The following is a 19,239-nucleotide window of genomic DNA, read 5'->3' as shown; positions in this document are numbered from 1 at the left end:
TCGCCCGCATAGCGGGTGATGCTCGTTAAAAATGGCTAATACACATCTACTGCTTCACCACTTTCCTCGTCTCTCCATGATACCGCATAATATATACCCCCGGTACCAGGGTACTGATGTCCATTGTCAACTGCGTAGTGCCCGCCGGTACTGTCTGTACCAATACCTTCCGTCCGGAAAGATGGTACAGTTCGATCGGGTGTTGTCCGGCAGCCGCTTGCGGCAACTGGATCTGCAGGGTAGAGTTGGCCGGGGTGGGCGATACCTGCAACGTACGGGTTTGCACGCCGAATGACAGCAACCGTATGGGTGAATAATTGATACGGCCATCGAGGTCTACCTGTGCCAGGCGGTAGTAGTTATTGCCGGCCAGTGGCGCCCCATCGGTAAACTGGTACTGCTGGGGAATGGTAGTAGTACCATGACCTGTTACACGCCCGATCTTTGTAAACACACTACCGTCGCCCGACCGCTCGATCACAAAATGGTCATTGTTCGATTCCGTAGCCGTTATCCATTGCAACAGCGACTTGTTGTCGACAGCATTGACGGTAAAGGATTGCAGGGTAACAGGCAGGGTGGCTTCAGCTGCCATGATGAAGAAATTACTGAAATCATCGATGACGATTTCTATATAATAACCGCCAATCACGGTCGTATTTCCTTCCGTATTTTCAATGGTTCCCCAGCCAACAGGCTGTATGCCCCGATCGTTGGCAGAAATGGTATATGAGGCAGGTGCCGTGCCAGCAGAAGGTTGCTTCATCACCATCAGATCGCCCGGATCCTGGATGGAGGCAACCCGTGCTTTCAGGGCATCGAACTGCTCTTTGGTGAATATCAGCCGTACGCTGATGGCCGCATTGGCCGGATGGTTGGTGACGCTAATGGTATAGTTGCGATCCAGGTAAGGCTTGCCAGTTGCAGTGGTTCGTATCGGGCCCACATAATCATAGGCACTGGCATTCACGGTTCCTAAAGGATAGTCATCTTTAATGGATACCAGCGGCGCGTAATAATAGGCGTCATACGAAAGTCCGCGGAAGCCGGTCCATGCCTGGCTGGAGCCTGCCATCAGTTGTGCATCGGCCGTGGTACTGGCAGATACGCCAGGTCTGATGGAACGCAAAGTATGCGCGGGAGGCTGGTAGGCTGGACGCAGCAGGCTGTCGAGATGCCGCATATAAATATTGTAGCCCGTGTAGCCGTCCGGGGTTTTCCTGCCGTCATACCAAACTGCCACGCCTGTACCGTCTGTATTCATAAGTACAGCGGGGGCCGAGGGGTTGGTCCAACTGCGGTCCCATCTTCCCGTGCTCAGCGGCGTACCAAAGGCACCCCACCACAACTTTCCGCGATCACCTATAGGACTTGCTTGTATGGTACTTTGAGATTTACCGTAGTAAAAAACGGCATTGCCTGCGCCATCACCGGCAATACCAGGGGTAGGGCTATAAACGCTGTTGCCGGTTGATTGACCGGTGCCGATCACCACCCCTTTGGGTTGGTCGGTATTGATCTTTACTTCAAAGGCATCAGCCGCTACCCGGCTCAACTTTATTTCCTGGTAAAAAATGGAATCATTACTCTGCGTGCTATGTCCTGAAACAGGTAATGGCGCCGTAGCCAGGAAAGCCCTGTTGCCTGAACCGGTAAAAGCAAAATCATAAAAATAGTTGACACGAGGAGAGGCGATGAGGGTGTCTATTTCTCCTGGTCCCTGGTTGAGTTTATTTAGTCCGGCAGGCTGAAGGGGATTGTAGACGAAATTAGGATACAGCGTATCTGTTGCCAATTGATAGGGTACACTATCGTATTTCTCCAGTGCCAACGAATAACCTTTTGTTACAAATTCTGTGATCTTATTATTAATATAATTTCGTTCATTCCACGTCACCAGCATGGCATCGATATTACCGTCAGTAGGCAGCACGGTAGCCATTACTCTGTCGATGTCATAAACAGGCGCTTTCAGCGCCGCAAAGCCATTACTGCTTATGTAGTAATTGACGTATTTTACCAGCCGTATATCGGGCTCCTGTCCGGGTGGAACGGGGTAATTGAGGATGATATTACAACTCACATTCTCGGAGTGCGAACTGAAAGAATAAACCCTCACCACGGAGTCTTTTTTATAAAAGTATTCATGTCTTTCCGGCGTTACAGGATCTGAAGTACCGTCCGGATTGATGATCGCACTGGGAGATTCTCCCCATATGTCCTTGGTTATATGCGAATTCTTTTTCACCCGGGCCAGCCTGTTATAAGCAGGAAAAACTTTTTCTGAACCGGTCGATTGGGCCATGATGACGCCACAGCCGTCTTGCAGGTCGGAGAAAATAACGAAGGATTTGGCGTTGCCGGAATTGGTATAATTGATCGTATACCGCTTTCCACAGTAGGCATCGCTGATCTCCTGGGTGGCATATTGATTCATGATGCCGCCGCCATAGCGTCGAAGGTTGCCCCCCTCGTCCTTGTAGCAATACACATACACATCATTGTATGGATTCCTTACATAATACCCGATAAAAAAACCGCCCCTGCCGTCGGCAATGAGTTGCGGCTGCCCATAATAGGGTTGGTTGGCTGCCGTATGAACGGCCACGGGATACCCTTCGTTGGCAAACGCCCGGCTACCGTCGTTTTTGATGTGCTGCACGTATACATCATTATGATCGGAGGTCGTGAAGGCGATGTAAAAACCACCGGCTGCGTCGGTTGCGGCATGGCCTACATTTCGGTAGCTGTAGTAGCTGGACTGGGTATTCGCAATGGTGAAATACAGTTGATTGTCAGTTCCGGTAGCGACGGGTATGCCATTTTCCGCCCAGAGGCGATGGCCGTTCTTATCGTACTTCTGGGCATAGATGTCGGTGTTGCCGGCCCGGTTATCTTCCCATATCACCACATAACCGCCATCCGGTTCGCTTTTAACGATCAACGGATTTTTTTGGTCGTTCGCCATTTGTACCACGGGCATATCCAGCGAATCATAAAATTGATTCTTAGTATCGCTCCATTGCGCATGGGCAGTGCCAAACCCGGCAATCAGCAAAAGGATAAGTAGAACTCTTTTCATGACAATAAATTGTAATAATTTAAATATACTGCCCAAGTTAGCGGAGGAGAAAACACCCCTTTCCCCTGAATGTGTGGGTGACAGGGAAGCCGGGTTGAGTGAAGGTTTTGTTGTGTAAACGAAAAAAAGGGAAACTGGGTAAAATACCCTTCACGCAAAATCAACCCCTGTTCATCCTTTATATTGTACTTCCTGCAAGGTCAGCCCGGCATAGCGGGTGTTTTGAAATAGATTTGTATGGATAACAATGATTGTATGATATTACGGTACATAGCCGCCCTATTCCTGTGCTGTTTTTGCTTTACCGGCACCCAGGCACAGGGGCCCGAACTCGATTCCCTGGTAAAAGCCGAGCAGGCCTATACCAAAGAAGACAGTGTAAAACTGAAACTGCTGAATGATATCGCCTTTTACCAGCAATACGTGGATCCGGCGGTGGGGCTCCAATATGCTGAAAAGGCCATTGCGCTGGCCACTAAAATGAACGACGGATCGGGGTTGGCCAGGGCCTATTTTGTGATGGGGGTAGATTATCTCCGGCTCGACAATGTGTCCAAGACCCTGGAATCCTTGCAGAAAGCGGCTAACCTGTATGAGGCGCAGCACAAGCCCATCGACCTGGCCCGGGTCTACAATACCATTGGCGCTGCTTACCTGCCCCACAATGAACATTATAAAGATGCCCTGGTATACCTCGACAAGGCCATTGCCATCTATAAAGCCCAGGGCGACAAACAATACCTGCCCAGTTCCATCCTCAACAAAGCCCTGCTGTACAAACGCATGGACAGCGTAGGCCCTGCCATCCGCCACTTCAATGAAGTGCTCGGCTTGTTCAGGCAGTATATGCCCACCAACAAACAACTGGAAGCCCGTATTTACAGCGGGCTGGGGGATGCGTATATCGAGTTTTCCGAAGCGAAGCTCAGGGCCAACGGGATTACCGGCAATAAATACGATTCGGCTGTTTACTACGTGCAGAAGGCGCTCGACGTGTTCAACGAACTCGGCAGTGAAGATGGCAAGGCGAACAATCACCGGAGATTGGGGACGCTGTACCTTGCGCAGAAAAACTATCCCCTGGCCCTGCAGCATGCCAAACAGGCGAATGAAATAGCCCGGCAGGGAGGTTTCCTGTCCATGGAAGCGGATGCCATCACCGTTATTTCGGAGGTATACGCCGCCTCTGGCCGGTACGACAGTGCGTTCGCCAACCTGAAAAAATATGTGGTATTGAACGACAGCCTGCTCAACGATGAAAAGGAACGCGAGCTGATCCAAAACGAAATGCAGTACAATTTCGACAAAAAAGAAGATTCCCTCCATTTCCAGAATGCCCTGTTGAGCAAGGACAATACGCTGAACAAACTCCAGTTGCGCCAGCAATGGCTGTACAGTGGCGGCGCGTTGGTGTTGTTATTGGGTTTGGGTGGATTCTTATATTATCGCAACCGGAATAAACAGGTGAAGCTGGTGTTGCAGTTTGAGAAAGAGCGGGCCGAGCAAAAGCAACGGGAATCTGAATTTGAACGGAAGGTCAGCGATGCGGCGCTGCACTCCCTGCGGTCGCAGATGAATCCGCATTTTATTTTCAACTGCCTTAATTCCATCAAGCTCTATGCCGTAGAAAATAACCAGGAGGCAGCCACCAGTTACCTGGGTAAGTTTTCGCGGTTGATGCGGCTGGTGCTCGAAAATTCCAAAAGCGATCGTATCCTGCTGCAGCAGGAAGTGGAAACCTTGCAATTGTACATGGAAATGGAAGCCATGCGCTTTAAGGAAAAACTGCACTACAAGATTGACATTGCCGATAACGTAGATATGGACTATATTGAAATACCGCCCATGCTGATCCAGCCCTATGTGGAAAATGCGATATGGCATGGGTTGATGCCGAAAGCCGATGGCGGAACGCTCGTCGTTTCTTTCCGGTGTGAGGAGGACAACCTGAAGATCGTGGTAAGGGATAATGGGGTAGGCAGGGCCAGGGCTGCGGAACTGAAAAGTAAATCGGCCACTACGCACAAGTCTTTCGGTATGAGCATCACCCACCAGCGCATCGAGCTGATCAACCAGCTATATAACACCAATATGTCGGTTACCGTCCATGATCTGCACGATGGGCAAGGGCAGGCTACAGGCACAGAAGTCATCATTGATATTCCTATTGATTAAGGTATGAACAACAGGATCCGAACGATACTGCTCGACGATGAGCCAGACAGTGTACAACTAATGCGGTTAACGATTGAACGGCATTTTCCGCAATTGGAGATCGTGGGCGCCTTCACGAGCAGTCAGCAGGCCTTGTCTGAAATAACCTCGCTGCAACCCGACCTGCTCTTGCTGGATATTGAAATGCCGGTGTTGAATGGTTTCGACCTGCTGGAGCAATTGATGCCGGTGGAATTCTCCGTAGTCTTTGTGACCGCCTACAATGATTTCGCCATAAAGGCTTTCCGGTTCAATGCCCTGGATTACCTGGTAAAACCGGTCACCCTCGAGGAGCTGCGGGAAGTCGTGGCCAAAGTGGAAAAGCGACAGCATCTCCAGTCGGACCAGCTGCAGGTGCTGCAGCAACAGTTCAGGAAAGGCACGATTACCAAAATTGCCATACCCAGTCAGACTGGGGTCACTTTTATCGACCTGAAAGACATTGTGTTTGTAGAAGCCAAAAGCAATTATTCGGACCTGGTGCTGGTAGACAAAAGGCGGATACTGGTGTCCAAGACCCTGAAAGATATCCAGTACGTGCTGGAACAACAGCAATTCCTGCGCATCCACCGCCAATATATCATCAACCTCAACGAAGTAAAACATTTCAATCGCAACGAAAGTCTGCTCACCATGACCACCAACGATGTGTTGCCCGTTTCCCGGCTGCAAAAAGATAAGCTAATCGGCCACTACGGTTGGCTGTAACCAATATTTACATTCGGTTACACTCTTTTTACCCTTTTTCGGATGGCGGGGACCACAAAACGGATAGGTTTGTTTTCTATGAAAAGAATTTTCCTCACCATCCTGCTGTTGCAGGCCCTTACAGCCCTCACCGCACAGCAGCCCTCCTCTTCAACCATCAACGAACAGATTGCCCGGGTAGAAGCCAGCCTGTCGGGCGGTTTAGTGGTAGACGGTAAACCCTTTACCCTGGCAGAACGGATGAAGCACTACAACGTGGCGGGCGTGAGTATTGCGGTGATCGACAATTACCAGGTGGTATGGGCCAAAGGATATGGCTATGCCGACAAAAAAGAAAAAAGGAAGGTGACTACCAATACCTTGTTTGAACCCGGATCGATCAGCAAGTCGCTCAACGCCGTAGGGGTCCTCCGCCTGGCGCAGGAGGGCAAACTGGACCTCTACCAGGACATCAACCAATACCTCATTAACTGGAAATTTCCCTACGACACCGTATCGCATGGCAAGAAGATCACCACCGCCCAGTTGCTGAGCCACAGCGCAGGACTGGGGGTACATGGTTTTCCCGGTTACCACCGCGATAGTGCCCTGCCGTCCGTTATGGATATGCTGGACGGACGGGCTCCTTCCAACACAGGAGCTGTGCGATCGGTAGCAGAACCAGGGAAGGAATTTCGCTATTCCGGCGGCGGTACGTTGATCACACAACAAATGCTGACCGATCTCACCCAACAGCGATACGAGCAGTATATGGAAGAGCAGGTTTTCCGGCCTTTGGGTATGACCAACAGCTCGTACCAGCAGCCCCCTGCAGGCAGCCAACTGAAGCAGCTGGCAACGGGCTATAAAAGGAACGGCGATGAAGTGCGGGGCAAGTATTTCGTCTATCCCGAAAAAGCCGCCGCCGGATTGTGGACTACGCCAACAGACCTTTGCAAATACATGATGGAGATACAGCAAGCCTACCAGGGAAAATCATCCAAAGTACTCAACCAGGAGATGGTGAAACTGCATGTGACGCCCTACAAAAACGACGTGGCCCTGGGCACCTTCATACAGAACAGGAATGGAGCGCTGTACTTCGATCACACGGCGAGTAACGAAGGCTTTACCGGTGTATTTATTGCCGGGTTGACCAATGGAAAGGGGGCCGTGGTGTTTATGAATGCGGACGATGGTAGTCTGATGTTTGAGTTGATCAACAGCATCGCGCTGGTATACAACTGGGAAGGATTTCCCAAGCCGGAGCAGATCTCCACCGTACCGGTACACGACACGATCACTGCGAAATACATCGGCGACTATATCACCGACGGCATATTTTCAAGGGTGACAAAAGAAATAGACGGGCTTTACTACTGGATTGAAGGCATCAATAGCAAAATGCATTTTACATCCGCCACCGATTTTCGCAACATCGAATTCGGGAGTGCTAAGACCTTCGTTTTCGATAGCATAGGAATGGTAACCGGTTTTGAGAGAAGGGCCAATGGCAGGTTGGTGGCTCCAGCACAAAGAGTCAACTCAATAGATACGCTAAACCCGAAACCCGGACAATGGGGCGTTTATGGCCGTCATTTATTGGAAACTAAAAACTACCACAAAGCGATGGTCTTTTTGTCGAAGGGGGTAGCGATGGAGCCTGGGGATTCGTCGCTGGTCAAAGACCTGGCGCATACGTATCTCTTTAAAGGTGATTTCTCCCGGGCGATGGAGTTGTACCGGCAGTATGTACAATCAGGCAGCACTGCATTAACCGACCAATTGAAGAAGGACTTTGACTATTTCCGCAACAAGGGATTTGACGCGGCAGTGATCAAAAAGGCACGCACGGAACTATCACACTAGGATGTATAAATCAAAATAGTTTAATGATAACAGGTGCTGATATGTGCTGCTAATGTAGCCATATCGGCAAACGAGGGTGTGTCAAATGGTAAGATACACCTTCGTTTTATTCGGGGCCTTATCAGAGCAGGGCAGTCAGGTAAGTGATCCTCCGGCCGATCTTTAGTCGTTGCCGGGTAATAGCGGAGTTGGTTTATACGACAAGGCAATGGTTCCGTTGCCCAACTGTTGGCTATGGATACAATCGAATGAGCCATTGAACTCCTCCAGGAATGGTCTGGCGCCTTTTGCCATAATGTATGGGCTAAACAGCCCGCTTGTTGTTAGGAGGCAGCGAGTCGAAATGAGGGTGCGATGTTTGTTACTTTGTTTTTAAATAAATCCCTTCAACAGTCGCGTTATGTCCAAATTGCCCCTCGCAAAATCCCTTCGTGTATTTTACGTAGACGAATCCTGGGTAAAACTTAACCCGAAATTCGCAATTGTCGGTACCTGGCTTTTTGTAATTGAAATCTGTATCGATTAATAATTTCACCGTATCCTCATTGATTTGTGCAAGGTTTCTGGCGGGCTCGCCCGTGACTGCCGTGATGCCAATAACGGCTTGATCGTCCCGCAGTTGAGTAATGGTAAAATCTCCCTGGTAGCCCGCCTCGCTGTATTGGTAATGATAGTGCCCGAATATGTCCTGAAAGTTCATGAATAAGGGCGCCGGGATCATGGAGGTGTCTTTTTTCGAAAGATGGAGGGTAAGCTCTTTCCGTGTTTTGGGAGAAAACCACGTGCCATTAAAGGTTTTGCTCGTTGGTGTGCCGGTAATAATGCCGGTAATATTTCCGGATGGCTCAAATTCCAACAGCCTGTAACTGCTATCGTCTTCCATAGTCCCTATCAGTTTATTGGGCAGTTTGTCCTTGGTGTTTAAGTATATAATTTCTCCGATGAGTAGCGTAGTGTCTTGCTGATAATGTAGAAATACCGGGATGTTACCATGTAGGGTGCCTGACCAGCTAATCTCTTTACGTGGAATTCTTTCTACCGTCGTATGTTGAGTGGTATCAACCGCTACCGTGTCAGTGTTGTCAACAGGTGGTTGCTGATCCTTGCAGGCTAAAAAAGTAAGTAGTAGCAGGCAATGCCAATATTTCATACTCATGGATGGTTACTTTAAGGAATGCACGACGTTCAAATATACGCAACTCATTGCATGGTAAGATGTTTCAGGTTTAGTTCTCACCGAAGGTCCATCCTTCCACCACTCATATGAGTGATACATACGGGGTTGAATATTTCATAACATTGGATCCATACTGACCCCCTTTTTCATTCATTCAAAAAGCGAAAATATGGAACCCACTATTGCTTCTTTTGATCCCGTCAAATACAAAAATACGACACATGACCAATGGCAGGCAGCTGCTGAAGCCTGGTACCGATGGAGCCCCACATTGCACCAATGGCTTGGCCCTGCCACTACCAGGATGCTGGACATGGCACAGGTGGCTACCGGTCATCATATACTGGATATTGCAGCGGGGGCAGGGGAGCAATCGATAATGGCAGCACAACGGGTAGGGCCCTCCGGGTATGTGCTGGCTACCGACATATCCGGTAATATCCTGGCATACGCCCAACAAATGGCCCAGCAGGCAGGTGTAACCAATATCGATACCCAGGTGATGGATGGTGAAAACCTGACGGTGGGTGATGAAACCTTCGATGCTGTTATTTCGCGGGTTGGGCTGATCTATTTCCCGGACCAGCAGAAAGCGTTGATGGAAATGCTGCGTGTGTTGAAACCAGGGGGTAGGGTAGCTGCTATCGTATACTCGATTCCCGAAAACAATAAGTTCTTTTCCCTGCCGGTTGGCATCATTCGCAACCGGGCGGCTCTGCCTCCGCCTGCACCCGGTCAGCCGGGGCCCTTCAGCTTGGGAGCAGCAGGCGTAATAGAAAAAGCGTTTGAACAAGCGGGTTTCAAAAATATACAGGCGGAACGGGTCGATTCCCCGCTCTTACTGTCGTCTGCGAAAGAGTGTGTGCGGTTTGAGAAGGAATCCTTTGGCGCTTTGCACCAGATGATGGGCAAACTATCGGATGCGGAAAAGGCATCCGTTTGGGACGAGATTGAAACGGCGTTGCGGCAATTTGAATCCGGCGACCGCTTCGTGGGTCCCTGCGAAATGATCGTGGCGGTAGGGGAGAAGTGATCGATGATAGAGGCAGGTGGGGGCTAAGGATAAGGAGAACAATAACGAACTGTTGGACACTATATTGTCGAGATAAACGAAAATGACACCTGGTGCCGTTTTTCGGTTCCTCTTGCTTGCGTGGTCCTGGTAATTCGATTATATTTATGCCTGAATTGCCCCTAAATCCATGTCCATGTATCTTTTTGCCGCGAATAAGACCTGTAAAGGTCTGTTCTCTTTTGCTATCTGTTTTATGCTGTCCATTTCCTATGCTTCAGCTCAGCTAAAGCAAATGTACCTGGACGCTGATGAAGACAATGATATCCGTAAACTAAGTTTTTACTCCCCAACCGAAGGGTATGTTGCTTTTGCCCGATGGATCGGCTATACGACCGATGGCGGAAAGACCTATACAAAGAAATCGATCACTCTCAACAATGTCAATTACGGTAGTTTTACGAATATCAATCTCACCTTTGGTTTCGGTATCGAAGGCGTGAAAGCATTTGATAAGAACACCTTGATCGTGTACGGTGATTATGGACTGGTACCAGCTATCTTAGCTTCTTTGGATGGCGGCAATTCTTTCAAGTTGGTTTTCCATTCCCAGTATGATCCCATGCAACTGAGGACGGGTATCAAAGACGTTATTTTCCCTAAAAATGATAATACCGGTTATGCGGTTGATGCAGACCGTATCCTGAAGACGACCGATAAAGGGATGACCTGGACGGTGTCGGCAAGCCGGCCTGGTTATTATTTTGGGCGCCTGGAAGCGGTCGATAACAACAACGTCCTGGCGCTTGGCAGCGGCAACAACTCCAATGGCCTACTTAAAACCAGCAACGGTGGAACATCCTGGCCAGCCATCAATTTGCCCAGGACGGGCACGGCCAATTATGCCTATTTCCTCGACGCCAGTACCGGTTGGCTCAGTATGTACAGTGAGTCGAAATACTACTTTTATAAAACAACCAATGGTGGCCAAAGCTGGACGCAACAGAATGATGTGGAGGCCACCCCTTTCGAAGGCGGATTGTTTCGGTTTACCGACGTTAATACTGGCTATGCACTCGTTCGTCCCTATCAGGTTTATAAGACCAGCAACAGTGGAGTAACCTGGGAACCGCTTTCCCGGGAAACGCCTTTCACGTACCTGGGATATACACACTATGACCTGCAATGTTATTCGGCTACGCAGGTGTGGGCAGGCGGGGGCCATGGGTTCCTGGAAATGACAGACAACGGAGGTGCCCCCCGGGCGGCTGCCTATTTTAAAATAGACACCGTAGGTATGTATAAAGCTGGCGAAGTTAAACTCCTGAATTTTTCCAGGACAGGCTGCCAATATCAATGGTTGGTAAACGGGTCGCTAGTCAGCACCAGTTACAATGCGACTTATACCCACGATATCGTCCTAAGTGTGGATACCGTTCAACTGATCGTCACTGCCGGAGGAAAGTCTGATACTCTTGCGCGCTATCCGCCTTTCTATGATGGCGGCATTGCCAAAGCGACCTCCTATTTTCCGCAATCGGGTAGCGAGGGCACTATGGTAACCATCTACGGTTCCAAGTTTAACACGGTATCGGGTGTATCCTTTGGAGGTGTCAAAGCCACTGCTTTTACTATTTTATCCGATACGGCGATGACGGCTGTCATAGCGGCCGGCAATACCGGCACCATCACCCTGAAGCAGTTCTATGGCACCATTCCGGTCGGCGGATTTACGTATTATGCGCCGTCGACTGCAGAGCCGCCGGTCATCAAGGCCTTTCAGCCGGTGGCAGGCATCGTGGGGACCACAGTCACCATCACTGGCAGCGGATTCGGGGCAAGCCCTTCCAATAACAGTGTTTTTTTTGGTTCCATTGCGGCGAAGATCCAATCGGCTTCATCCGGACAACTGGTGTGTACGGTTCCGGTCGGTGCCAGCATGGGCACCATCCAGGTGCGCAACAAAGACAATGGCCTTTTGGGAGAAACCGTGCACGCTTTTAATGTGACATTCGCCGATAGTACGGCCAACTTTACGCCCAATTCCTTCACAGAAGGTCTTATTATTCAAAAAGGATCGCGCTATGGCCGTGACCTGGACGCGAAAGATATAGACGGCGATGGCAAACCTGACCTGATAGCGCAAGTATCTGCAGGTCAGGGAGACTCGCTGGCTGTTTTCCGCAATACCACTACTGGCGGTCGGATATCCTTTGCTCCCAAGGTAAATGTTGGATACAGTTTCTTCTCTTCGGTGGGTCGATTTGCGATCAATGACCTGGATGGCGACGGACTTCCCGATATGGTGAAAACAACCAATAACAGAGAAGTGTACGCATACCGGAATGTCAGCAATCCGGGTAAAATTTCCTTTGAGAAAAAATATGTGTTGCCTGCCGGTGATGGTACCCACGATGCCATCATTACGGACCTGGACAATGATGGGAAAAATGACATCGCCGTAACAGCGTATTCCGACTATTGTGTCAATGTTATGCGGAATACGAGCAGGCCAGGCACCCTGTCTTTTGGCGCCACCCAAAAGTTCAATGCAGTGCAGCCAGTTACAGGCCTCGCAGCCGGCGACCTGGATGGCGACGGGTTCAATGAGCTGGTCGTCTATAGGAACCATGACTATTTGGCCGCCGAAATGTTGTTGTACCGAAATACCAGCAGCCGCGGAAAAATTTCCTTTGCAGACTTTGTCAATATCAGTGTACCGGGCATGTCTTTCTCAGCTACCTATATTACGATCGTGGACTTCGACATCGACGGCGTACCGGATATCGTAGTTTGTAATGACAAAAACATCTGCGTATTTAGAAATATCAGCACGAAGGGTAACCTGGCCTTTATGCCGCCGGTGGTCATGGCGCTAGACAAAAGCGAACCGCGGTCCGGTGTTGGCGAGGGAGGGGTACTCTCGAATTTCAGCGGAAATGCGAGGCCCGATGTCGTGCCAGCTACGCGCTTTCATTCCAGGTCCATTTTCATCAGTAAAAATAGTTCCCAACCTGGTACTCCCCGATTGGATAGCCTGATCTATGGTCCCGGCGCCGGTTCCCGCGCGATCTATACGCCAACTGTTGCTGCGGCGGATTTTGATGGCGATGGCAAACCTGACCTGGCAGCGTCCAGTTATGATGACAATGAGATGATTGTGTATCGAAATACTGTCAATGTTCCCGTCATAGTGCCGATGTGTACCAGCCGCGAGGGTGGTAACACCCTGGTGTCCGATATCTCCGGTAAAATCTACCAATGGCAGCAGCATACCGCCAGTGGTTTTGTCAATGTCGTCGAAAATGCCTACTTGACGGGTGCAACGACGAACTCCCTAAAATTTGTCAACCACCCTCTTTCGTGGAATGGGTACCAATACCGGTGTATCGTTGATGGACGTTATAGCAGCACGTTTGTATTGCGACTCAACTATACGCCCAGCCCTGGCGTTTTCATTATTGCTTCCGATACCACGATTTGTCTCGGCAAGCAAGTCTCTTTTACGGGCGTCGATACCAGTGGTTACAGGCGCGGTTATTATCTGTGGCAGATCAATGGGGTAGATGCCAGATCTTACGACGATGAATTCTTAACCACTTCCTTGAAGGACAAAGACCAGGTGCGGGCCATCCTATATTACAGCGATGTGTGCCAGGTGCCGCTTCAGGATACCAGTAAAACGATTACCATACATGTCAATGGTGATACAGCGGCAGTGCAGATAAATGCTTCCGGCCTTACAGGTTGTCCGGGTACGCCCATTACCTTTACTGCCACCGCTAAAAACACAGGAGCCCTGCCGGTCTATAACTGGATGGTCAATGGCGCCTCACAGGGAATCAATCAAAACGTATTTACCAGCAATAAGCTCAAAAAAAATGACCGTGTTGCAGTTCAAATGACAAGCTCTGCAACCTGCGCTTATCCCACCATTGCCGAAAGTAAGGAGGTTACCATGGCGCTAACGGATACGAGTGCACTGTCGGTTCGCGTTTCCACCTATCTTACCACCGTATGTCCGGGCTCCAATGTGGTGTTTACAGCTATTGGGCAAAATGCAGGTCCTGCTGCCAGCTATCAATGGACGGTGAATGGGGTCCCGGTCGGTACCAGCAGCTCCACCTTTAGCAGCTCTACCTTGCGTGACAAGGATGTGGTGCAGTGTGTGTTGACCAGCCCGGCGCCCTGCCGCCTGCAATCGCAGGTAAGCAGCGCGCCACTCGTTATCACAGTCAGTCCGATCTTTAGCTCTGATATCCGTATCACTGGTGAGTCGTTTGTGGTGGCTGGTGCAAAAACGATCTTAAAAGTGTTCAGCTCGTATTCCAGTACCACCTTACCCTTGCAATGGCAGGATAGTACCGGTTCGCATGGATGGCAGGATATTCCTGGTGCCACACGGGATACGATCCACTATAAACCGGCCGCCAATGGCGATATGATCCGGTGTGTCGGTAAGTTGCGGGAAGGATGCATGACGATTAGCCGCCCCCTTACCATGGTGCTGGGTGTGCCCACCGCAACACCCGATATCCCTGGTGCTGGTGCCGGTTACCGATGGTATCCGAACCCCGTCACGGCCACCTTGCATGTGCAGGATGAGAATCGACTGGATCCCGTGGCTACGATGACGGTCTTCAACCAGCTAGGTACGACGATGCTGGTGATGAACAATGCGGGTCGTCAGGCAACGATCAGTATGCCGGTGTCGACACTACCGACCGGTGTGTATTTTGTATCGCTGCGGAGAAAGTCGGGTAAAACAAACTATTGGCAGTTCCTGAAAATACCATAAGCCTATCAGAGAGGGTGGAGTGAATACGTGCTGCAGGTAACGCAGGCAAGGCTGCCAGCGTCCTCAACAGATCAACAACAACCTCGGTTCCCCGGCATTTTCCCGGGGAGCCCGGTGCAAACTCGGCGGTACCGGGCTATCAGGATGATCCACCGCCAGCCGCCACAGGTTGCCCAGGCCCAGGTTGACAGGCTGCGCGCCAGCTGCCGCGGCATAGTGCAGATCAAAGAAATGTTCCCTTAAAAAAGCATCGAAACCTTCCTCCGGTCCGTCGTACCGTTTACGCAATTCCTGTCTAATGGCAGGAATCAATATCTTCTGCGTTCCTTTCGAATTCGGCAATACATCACTGGAGGCACCATAATACGTGCACAGGAAAGTAGCGGTAGGAATCGGTGCCCGATCTACATGCCAGGAATACACATCGGTCGGGAAAAACGGGTCGCTCTCATCCTGGTCATAGTAATGAATTACATTCAATACAGGCGCTGCTCCCTGCGCTTCCAACAACTGTAGGTCATGCAAGATGGTCGCCCTTGCCAGTTGCCCTGCCTCGCTTAATGTAAGTGCCAGCAACTCCTCCTCGTCAACCGTGGTGATATTCTCTGTAGCCTCTATCTTATGAACGATCTCTGCAAAATCACCAGCCAGCTCTCGCGTCCAGCCAATCGCATTGATGACCCCACTAAAGGGTGTACCTACCAGGTCCTCGAAATTCGTGACGAGGAGAATTTGTTGTTCCGCATGTGTGGTATCGACTGTCATGACAGCTGCAAATATAGGACGGATGCTCACTTCTGTTTAAACATTATACAATGTTAAGAAAGCATCAAAAGCGCTTTCGGCATCTTTCTACATTTGATATCGTTAATACAAACGATTCTAAAAACTAAAGCTGTATGAAAAAACTGAACCCACTACCCGGGTAATCTTTCCTCCCGTGCACCACGCACAAAGCTCCGCCACCTGTTTGAACAAATTACCCCCACAGGTTGATGGACCCTCATCATTCAACCCAATCAATGTTTAAAACGAACTGCATATGAAAAATGATAGCAAGGGGCTCTTTGGTTTTTTGTCGGGACCCCTCTCGCTGATGCTTTCCCTGTTGCTAGGGGTCGCCTGGTTGCCCGGGCAGGCACAAAACAACGGCACTCCGTCCTCCCACATCGTAGTGGCCGGCCGTGTTACCGACGATAGGGGCAATCCCTTCGCCGGCGTTTCTGTCAATATCAAAAACACCCAGGAAGGTACGGTCACCGATGCCAACGGCAGGTTCTCCCTCAACGTACCCGGCGAACGCTCGGTACTCGTGTTCAGTCATGTTGGCTTTGCGCCGCAGGAACGCATGCCGGGCACTGCGCGCAACCTCAACATCGAGATGAAAGAAGAAGGTGTAGCACTGGGCGATGTGGTGGTAGTAGCCTATGGCAAACAGAAAAAGGCCACGGTGACCGGCGCTGTATCGACCGTTTCAGGCAAAGAACTCGTCGGTACCTCCGTGTCCAATATCTCGAATATGCTCATCGGCAATGCGCCGGGGCTCAGCGGTCTGCAAACCAGTGGTGAGCCCGGCCGCAACGGGGCCACCATCTATATACGCGGTGTATCGACCTTCTCGGGCAGCATCAACCCATTGGTGGTGATCGATGGGGTAGAGCAGGCACCTGAACGGGCCTACGATCAGTTGAATGCCATGGATGCCAACGAAATTGAGAACGTCAGTATCCTCAAAGATGCCTCCGCTACGGCCGTATACGGTATACGTGGCGCCAATGGCGTCATCATCGTTACCTCCAAACGCGGGCGGGCAGGCAAAGCAGTATTGAGCGTAGCCGGTAATTACGGTTTCACCAAAGCCACCAAACTGCTGCACAATGTCAATGCTTACGACTATGCCATCATGCGCAACGAAGCCATCCGCACCGAACAAAGTGCCTTCAACAATACCAGTTTCAACAACAACCTGTTCAGCGACGACGATCTTTGGAAGTTCCAGAACAACCGCGATTACACGCAGGCCGAGATCGACGCCATGACCAACCTCTCTGCCGAACAAAAACAACAACTGGCCAACGCGCCGGCCCTCTATTACGGCAGCCAGGACCTCTTCGCCCAACAGTTTGGCAATACCGGTCCGCAACAACAACTCAACCTGAACATCTCTGGTGGTACCTCGAAACTGAAGTACTTTACCTCACTCGGTTATTTCAGTCAGGGCAGTATCCTCAACAATACCAAGTACTACGGCGCCAATACTGAATCGAAATACAACCGGTATAATTTCCGGTCTAACTTCGACATCGATGTGGTGAAGAACCTGCAGGTATCTGTCAACCTCGCCGGTCAGTTTGGAGAAACGTCCGGCCCCGGCATCGGCGCAGGTCCCTATGACCTCGCCGGCCGTTACAAGATCATCATGCAGTATATCTTCGACAGCAGCCCCTTGACAGCTCCGGGCCTCATAGACGGTAAGCTCGTCAACAGTTATGCCGGGGTAGCCGGTTCTCCCAGCAATCCGCTGGGTATCAAACTGGGCAGCCTGAAAGGCGCACAGAATGCTACCCGCAACCTGCTGGCCAGCGGCAGCGAATCGCTCTACAACACCCTGCTCACGAGCAGCATCGTGGTGCGCCACAATATGGGTTGGTTAACGCCTGGTCTGTCGGCCAGGGCTACCATTAACTACGATGATAACTATGTAAAGGCCATCACTACCAGCCCTTCGCTGCCCGAGTATTCGGTACGCCGCAACCCGGCCAATCCCAACGACATGCAGTTCTTTGGCGGCGCCAGGGGCGCAGGCGTCTTCAATGCCGACCCGGGTCACAATTCGGTATGGCGGAAGACTTATTTCGATGCCGGGCTCGATTACAACCAATCTTTCGGCGATCACAACGTCACCGGCCTGGTACTCGCCAAAGCACAGAAATACAGTATTCCCAATACCAGCGACAATACAGCCTCGGGCATTATGGGCCTGGTAGGTCGTGTGGCTTATAACTACGCCGAACGTTACCTGCTGGAAGTGAATGTCGGCTACAACGGTACCGAGCAATTTCTCGAGGGCAAACGATTCGGCTTGTTCCCGGCCTATTCTGCCGGCTGGGTGATGAGCAACGAAAAGTTCTTCCCGAAAGGACCGGTCTTCTCTTTCCTGAAATTGCGTGCATCCTATGGTGAAGTGGGCAATGATCAGATCGGCAACCGCCGCTATCTCTACCTGCCCAGTACCTTCAATACCGGCCAGGCAGGTTACTACTGGGGATCCAGCAACGGCAGTGCGGTAAACCCGTATTATGCCGGTGCCAGCGAAGGCAATATCGGTAACCCCGATGTGACCTGGGAGCGTGCCATCAAACAAAACTTTGGGCTCGAGGCACGCTTCCTGCAAGACAGGTTGGCCCTGACCGTCGACGTGTTTCGCGACAAACGTAACAACATCCTCACCAACCTCAGCGAGATCATTCCTTATGCGTATGGTGTTAGCGGCAGTGCCGTGCCCCCGGCCAACGTGGGTAAAACCACCAACCAGGGGTACGAGATCGTATTGGGCTGGACCGACAAGCGGCCCACTTTCAGTTACTTTCTCACCGCCAACCTCAACTACGCCAAAAACAAGATACTGTACCGCGCAGAGGCGCAGAAAGCACATCCCTGGATGGCGCAAACCGGTTATCCCATTGGTCAGTACCGTGGCCTCGTGTTCGATGGTTTCTTCAACACCAAAGAACAACTCGACAACCGCCCCAACAATACCTACAATGGCAACAAAGCCGTACTGGGTGATGTACGCTACAAAGACATCAATGCCGATGGCCTCATCGACAACCGCGACAATGTGCCCATTGGCTACAGCAACCTGCCTCAATATACCTTCAGTTTCAAAGCTGGTGGTAGTTTCAAAGGATTTGATCTGAGTATGCTGTTCACCGGTTCTGCCCATGGCTCTTTCAGCCTGGCCAACTACCAGTTCAACATGCCCTTCTGGCAAACAGCGGGCAACCTGCTGCAATGGCAGTATGATGGTCGTTGGACACCGGAGAAAGCAGCTGTCGGACAAACCATTCTCTATCCCCGCGCTACCATGCACGGCGGAGCAGGCGGTACCGCCAACTACCTGGCCAGCGATCTCTGGCTCGTGTCCAGTGATTTCGTGCGGTTGAAGAATATCGAGATCGGCTACACGCTCAACAAGCCGGCCCTGCTCAACAAGGTCAACGTAAGCGCCATCCGGCTGTATGCCAACGCCAACAACCTGCTGACCTGGGGCGACTCGATCGACAAGGGCATCGATCCCGAATCGACCGACTCCGGCGGATATGGCCTCTATCCCATGACCCGCGTATTCGTCATCGGCGCCAACATCCGTTTTTAATTCAACTCTCCAAAGCTTGTAC

The 19,239-nt window shown here is 50.8% G+C and carries 10 protein-coding genes; 6 read left to right on the top strand and 4 right to left on the bottom strand.

Translation table 11 applies throughout. From position 1 onward, the window contains the following. Positions 1-46: 46 nt before the first annotated feature. On the bottom strand, positions 47-3,082 hold the full coding sequence (locus P2W70_RS31770; RefSeq protein WP_276485641.1) for a T9SS type A sorting domain-containing protein: 3,036 nt from the start codon (positions 3,080-3,082) through the stop codon (positions 47-49). Between the two features lie 255 nt (positions 3,083-3,337). Between P2W70_RS31770 and P2W70_RS31765 the strand changes: the two genes are divergently transcribed. The 3 genes from P2W70_RS31765 to P2W70_RS31755 all read left to right on the top strand — a co-directional run bounded on the left by P2W70_RS31765 (position 3,338) and on the right by P2W70_RS31755 (position 7,852). Then, positions 3,338-5,257, top strand: a complete 1,920-nt coding sequence (locus tag P2W70_RS31765; protein WP_276485640.1) for a tetratricopeptide repeat-containing sensor histidine kinase — start codon at positions 3,338-3,340, stop codon at positions 5,255-5,257. A gap of 3 nt (positions 5,258-5,260) precedes the next feature. Further along, entirely contained in the window at positions 5,261-6,004 is a 744-nt protein-coding gene (locus P2W70_RS31760) for a LytR/AlgR family response regulator transcription factor (RefSeq protein ID WP_276485639.1), read from the top strand. A gap of 78 nt (positions 6,005-6,082) precedes the next feature. Continuing rightward, positions 6,083-7,852: a serine hydrolase domain-containing protein gene (locus tag P2W70_RS31755; RefSeq protein WP_276485638.1), complete on the top strand. Its 1,770-nt coding sequence runs from the start codon at positions 6,083-6,085 to the stop codon at positions 7,850-7,852. Between the two features lie 162 nt (positions 7,853-8,014). Here P2W70_RS31755 and P2W70_RS31750 read toward each other — a convergent pair whose 3' ends face one another. Together P2W70_RS31750 and P2W70_RS31745 are read right to left on the bottom strand one after the other, a co-directional pair. Next, entirely contained in the window at positions 8,015-8,146 is a 132-nt protein-coding gene (locus P2W70_RS31750; protein WP_276485637.1) for a hypothetical protein, read from the bottom strand. 67 nt (positions 8,147-8,213) lie between these two features. Beyond that, positions 8,214-9,002: a hypothetical protein gene (locus P2W70_RS31745; RefSeq protein ID WP_276485636.1), complete on the bottom strand. Its 789-nt coding sequence runs from the start codon at positions 9,000-9,002 to the stop codon at positions 8,214-8,216. A 196-nt stretch (positions 9,003-9,198) separates the two neighbouring features. On the opposite strand from P2W70_RS31745, the gene P2W70_RS31740 reads away from it, so the two are divergent. Next, positions 9,199-10,062 (top strand): class I SAM-dependent methyltransferase, encoded by an 864-nt coding sequence (locus tag P2W70_RS31740; RefSeq protein ID WP_276485635.1) that lies wholly within the window; start codon positions 9,199-9,201, stop codon positions 10,060-10,062. Positions 10,063-10,237: 175 nt separating this feature from the next. Continuing rightward, complete coding sequence (locus P2W70_RS31735) at positions 10,238-14,839, top strand: FG-GAP-like repeat-containing protein (RefSeq protein ID WP_276485634.1); 4,602 nt, start codon at positions 10,238-10,240, stop codon at positions 14,837-14,839. Between the two features lie 63 nt (positions 14,840-14,902). Here P2W70_RS31735 and P2W70_RS31730 read toward each other — a convergent pair whose 3' ends face one another. Then, entirely contained in the window at positions 14,903-15,604 is a 702-nt protein-coding gene (locus tag P2W70_RS31730) for a hypothetical protein (protein WP_276485633.1), read from the bottom strand. A 277-nt stretch (positions 15,605-15,881) separates the two neighbouring features. Here P2W70_RS31730 and P2W70_RS31725 point away from each other — a divergent pair, with 277 nt between their 5' ends. Continuing rightward, positions 15,882-19,217 (top strand): SusC/RagA family TonB-linked outer membrane protein, encoded by a 3,336-nt coding sequence (locus tag P2W70_RS31725; RefSeq protein ID WP_276485632.1) that lies wholly within the window; start codon positions 15,882-15,884, stop codon positions 19,215-19,217. Positions 19,218-19,239: the final 22 nt, after the last annotated feature.

The sequence above is a fragment of the Paraflavitalea pollutisoli genome, assembly GCF_029360705.1.
GTDB classification, from domain to species: Bacteria; Bacteroidota; Bacteroidia; order Chitinophagales; family Chitinophagaceae; genus Paraflavitalea; species Paraflavitalea pollutisoli.
This window is presented reverse-complemented; position numbering and strand designations above follow the sequence as displayed.

Coding starts and splice junctions, on each gene's coding strand:
- P2W70_RS31770 (WP_276485641.1), bottom strand. CDS start 3,082: ATGAAAAGAGTTCTACTTATCCTTTTGCTGATTGCCGGGTTTGGCACT.
- P2W70_RS31765 (WP_276485640.1), top strand. CDS start 3,338: ATGATATTACGGTACATAGCCGCCCTATTCCTGTGCTGTTTTTGCTTT.
- P2W70_RS31760 (WP_276485639.1), top strand. CDS start 5,261: ATGAACAACAGGATCCGAACGATACTGCTCGACGATGAGCCAGACAGT.
- P2W70_RS31755 (WP_276485638.1), top strand. CDS start 6,083: ATGAAAAGAATTTTCCTCACCATCCTGCTGTTGCAGGCCCTTACAGCC.
- P2W70_RS31750 (WP_276485637.1), bottom strand. CDS start 8,146: ATGGCAAAAGGCGCCAGACCATTCCTGGAGGAGTTCAATGGCTCATTC.
- P2W70_RS31745 (WP_276485636.1), bottom strand. CDS start 9,002: ATGAAATATTGGCATTGCCTGCTACTACTTACTTTTTTAGCCTGCAAG.
- P2W70_RS31740 (WP_276485635.1), top strand. CDS start 9,199: ATGGAACCCACTATTGCTTCTTTTGATCCCGTCAAATACAAAAATACG.
- P2W70_RS31735 (WP_276485634.1), top strand. CDS start 10,238: ATGTATCTTTTTGCCGCGAATAAGACCTGTAAAGGTCTGTTCTCTTTT.
- P2W70_RS31730 (WP_276485633.1), bottom strand. CDS start 15,604: ATGACAGTCGATACCACACATGCGGAACAACAAATTCTCCTCGTCACG.
- P2W70_RS31725 (WP_276485632.1), top strand. CDS start 15,882: ATGAAAAATGATAGCAAGGGGCTCTTTGGTTTTTTGTCGGGACCCCTC.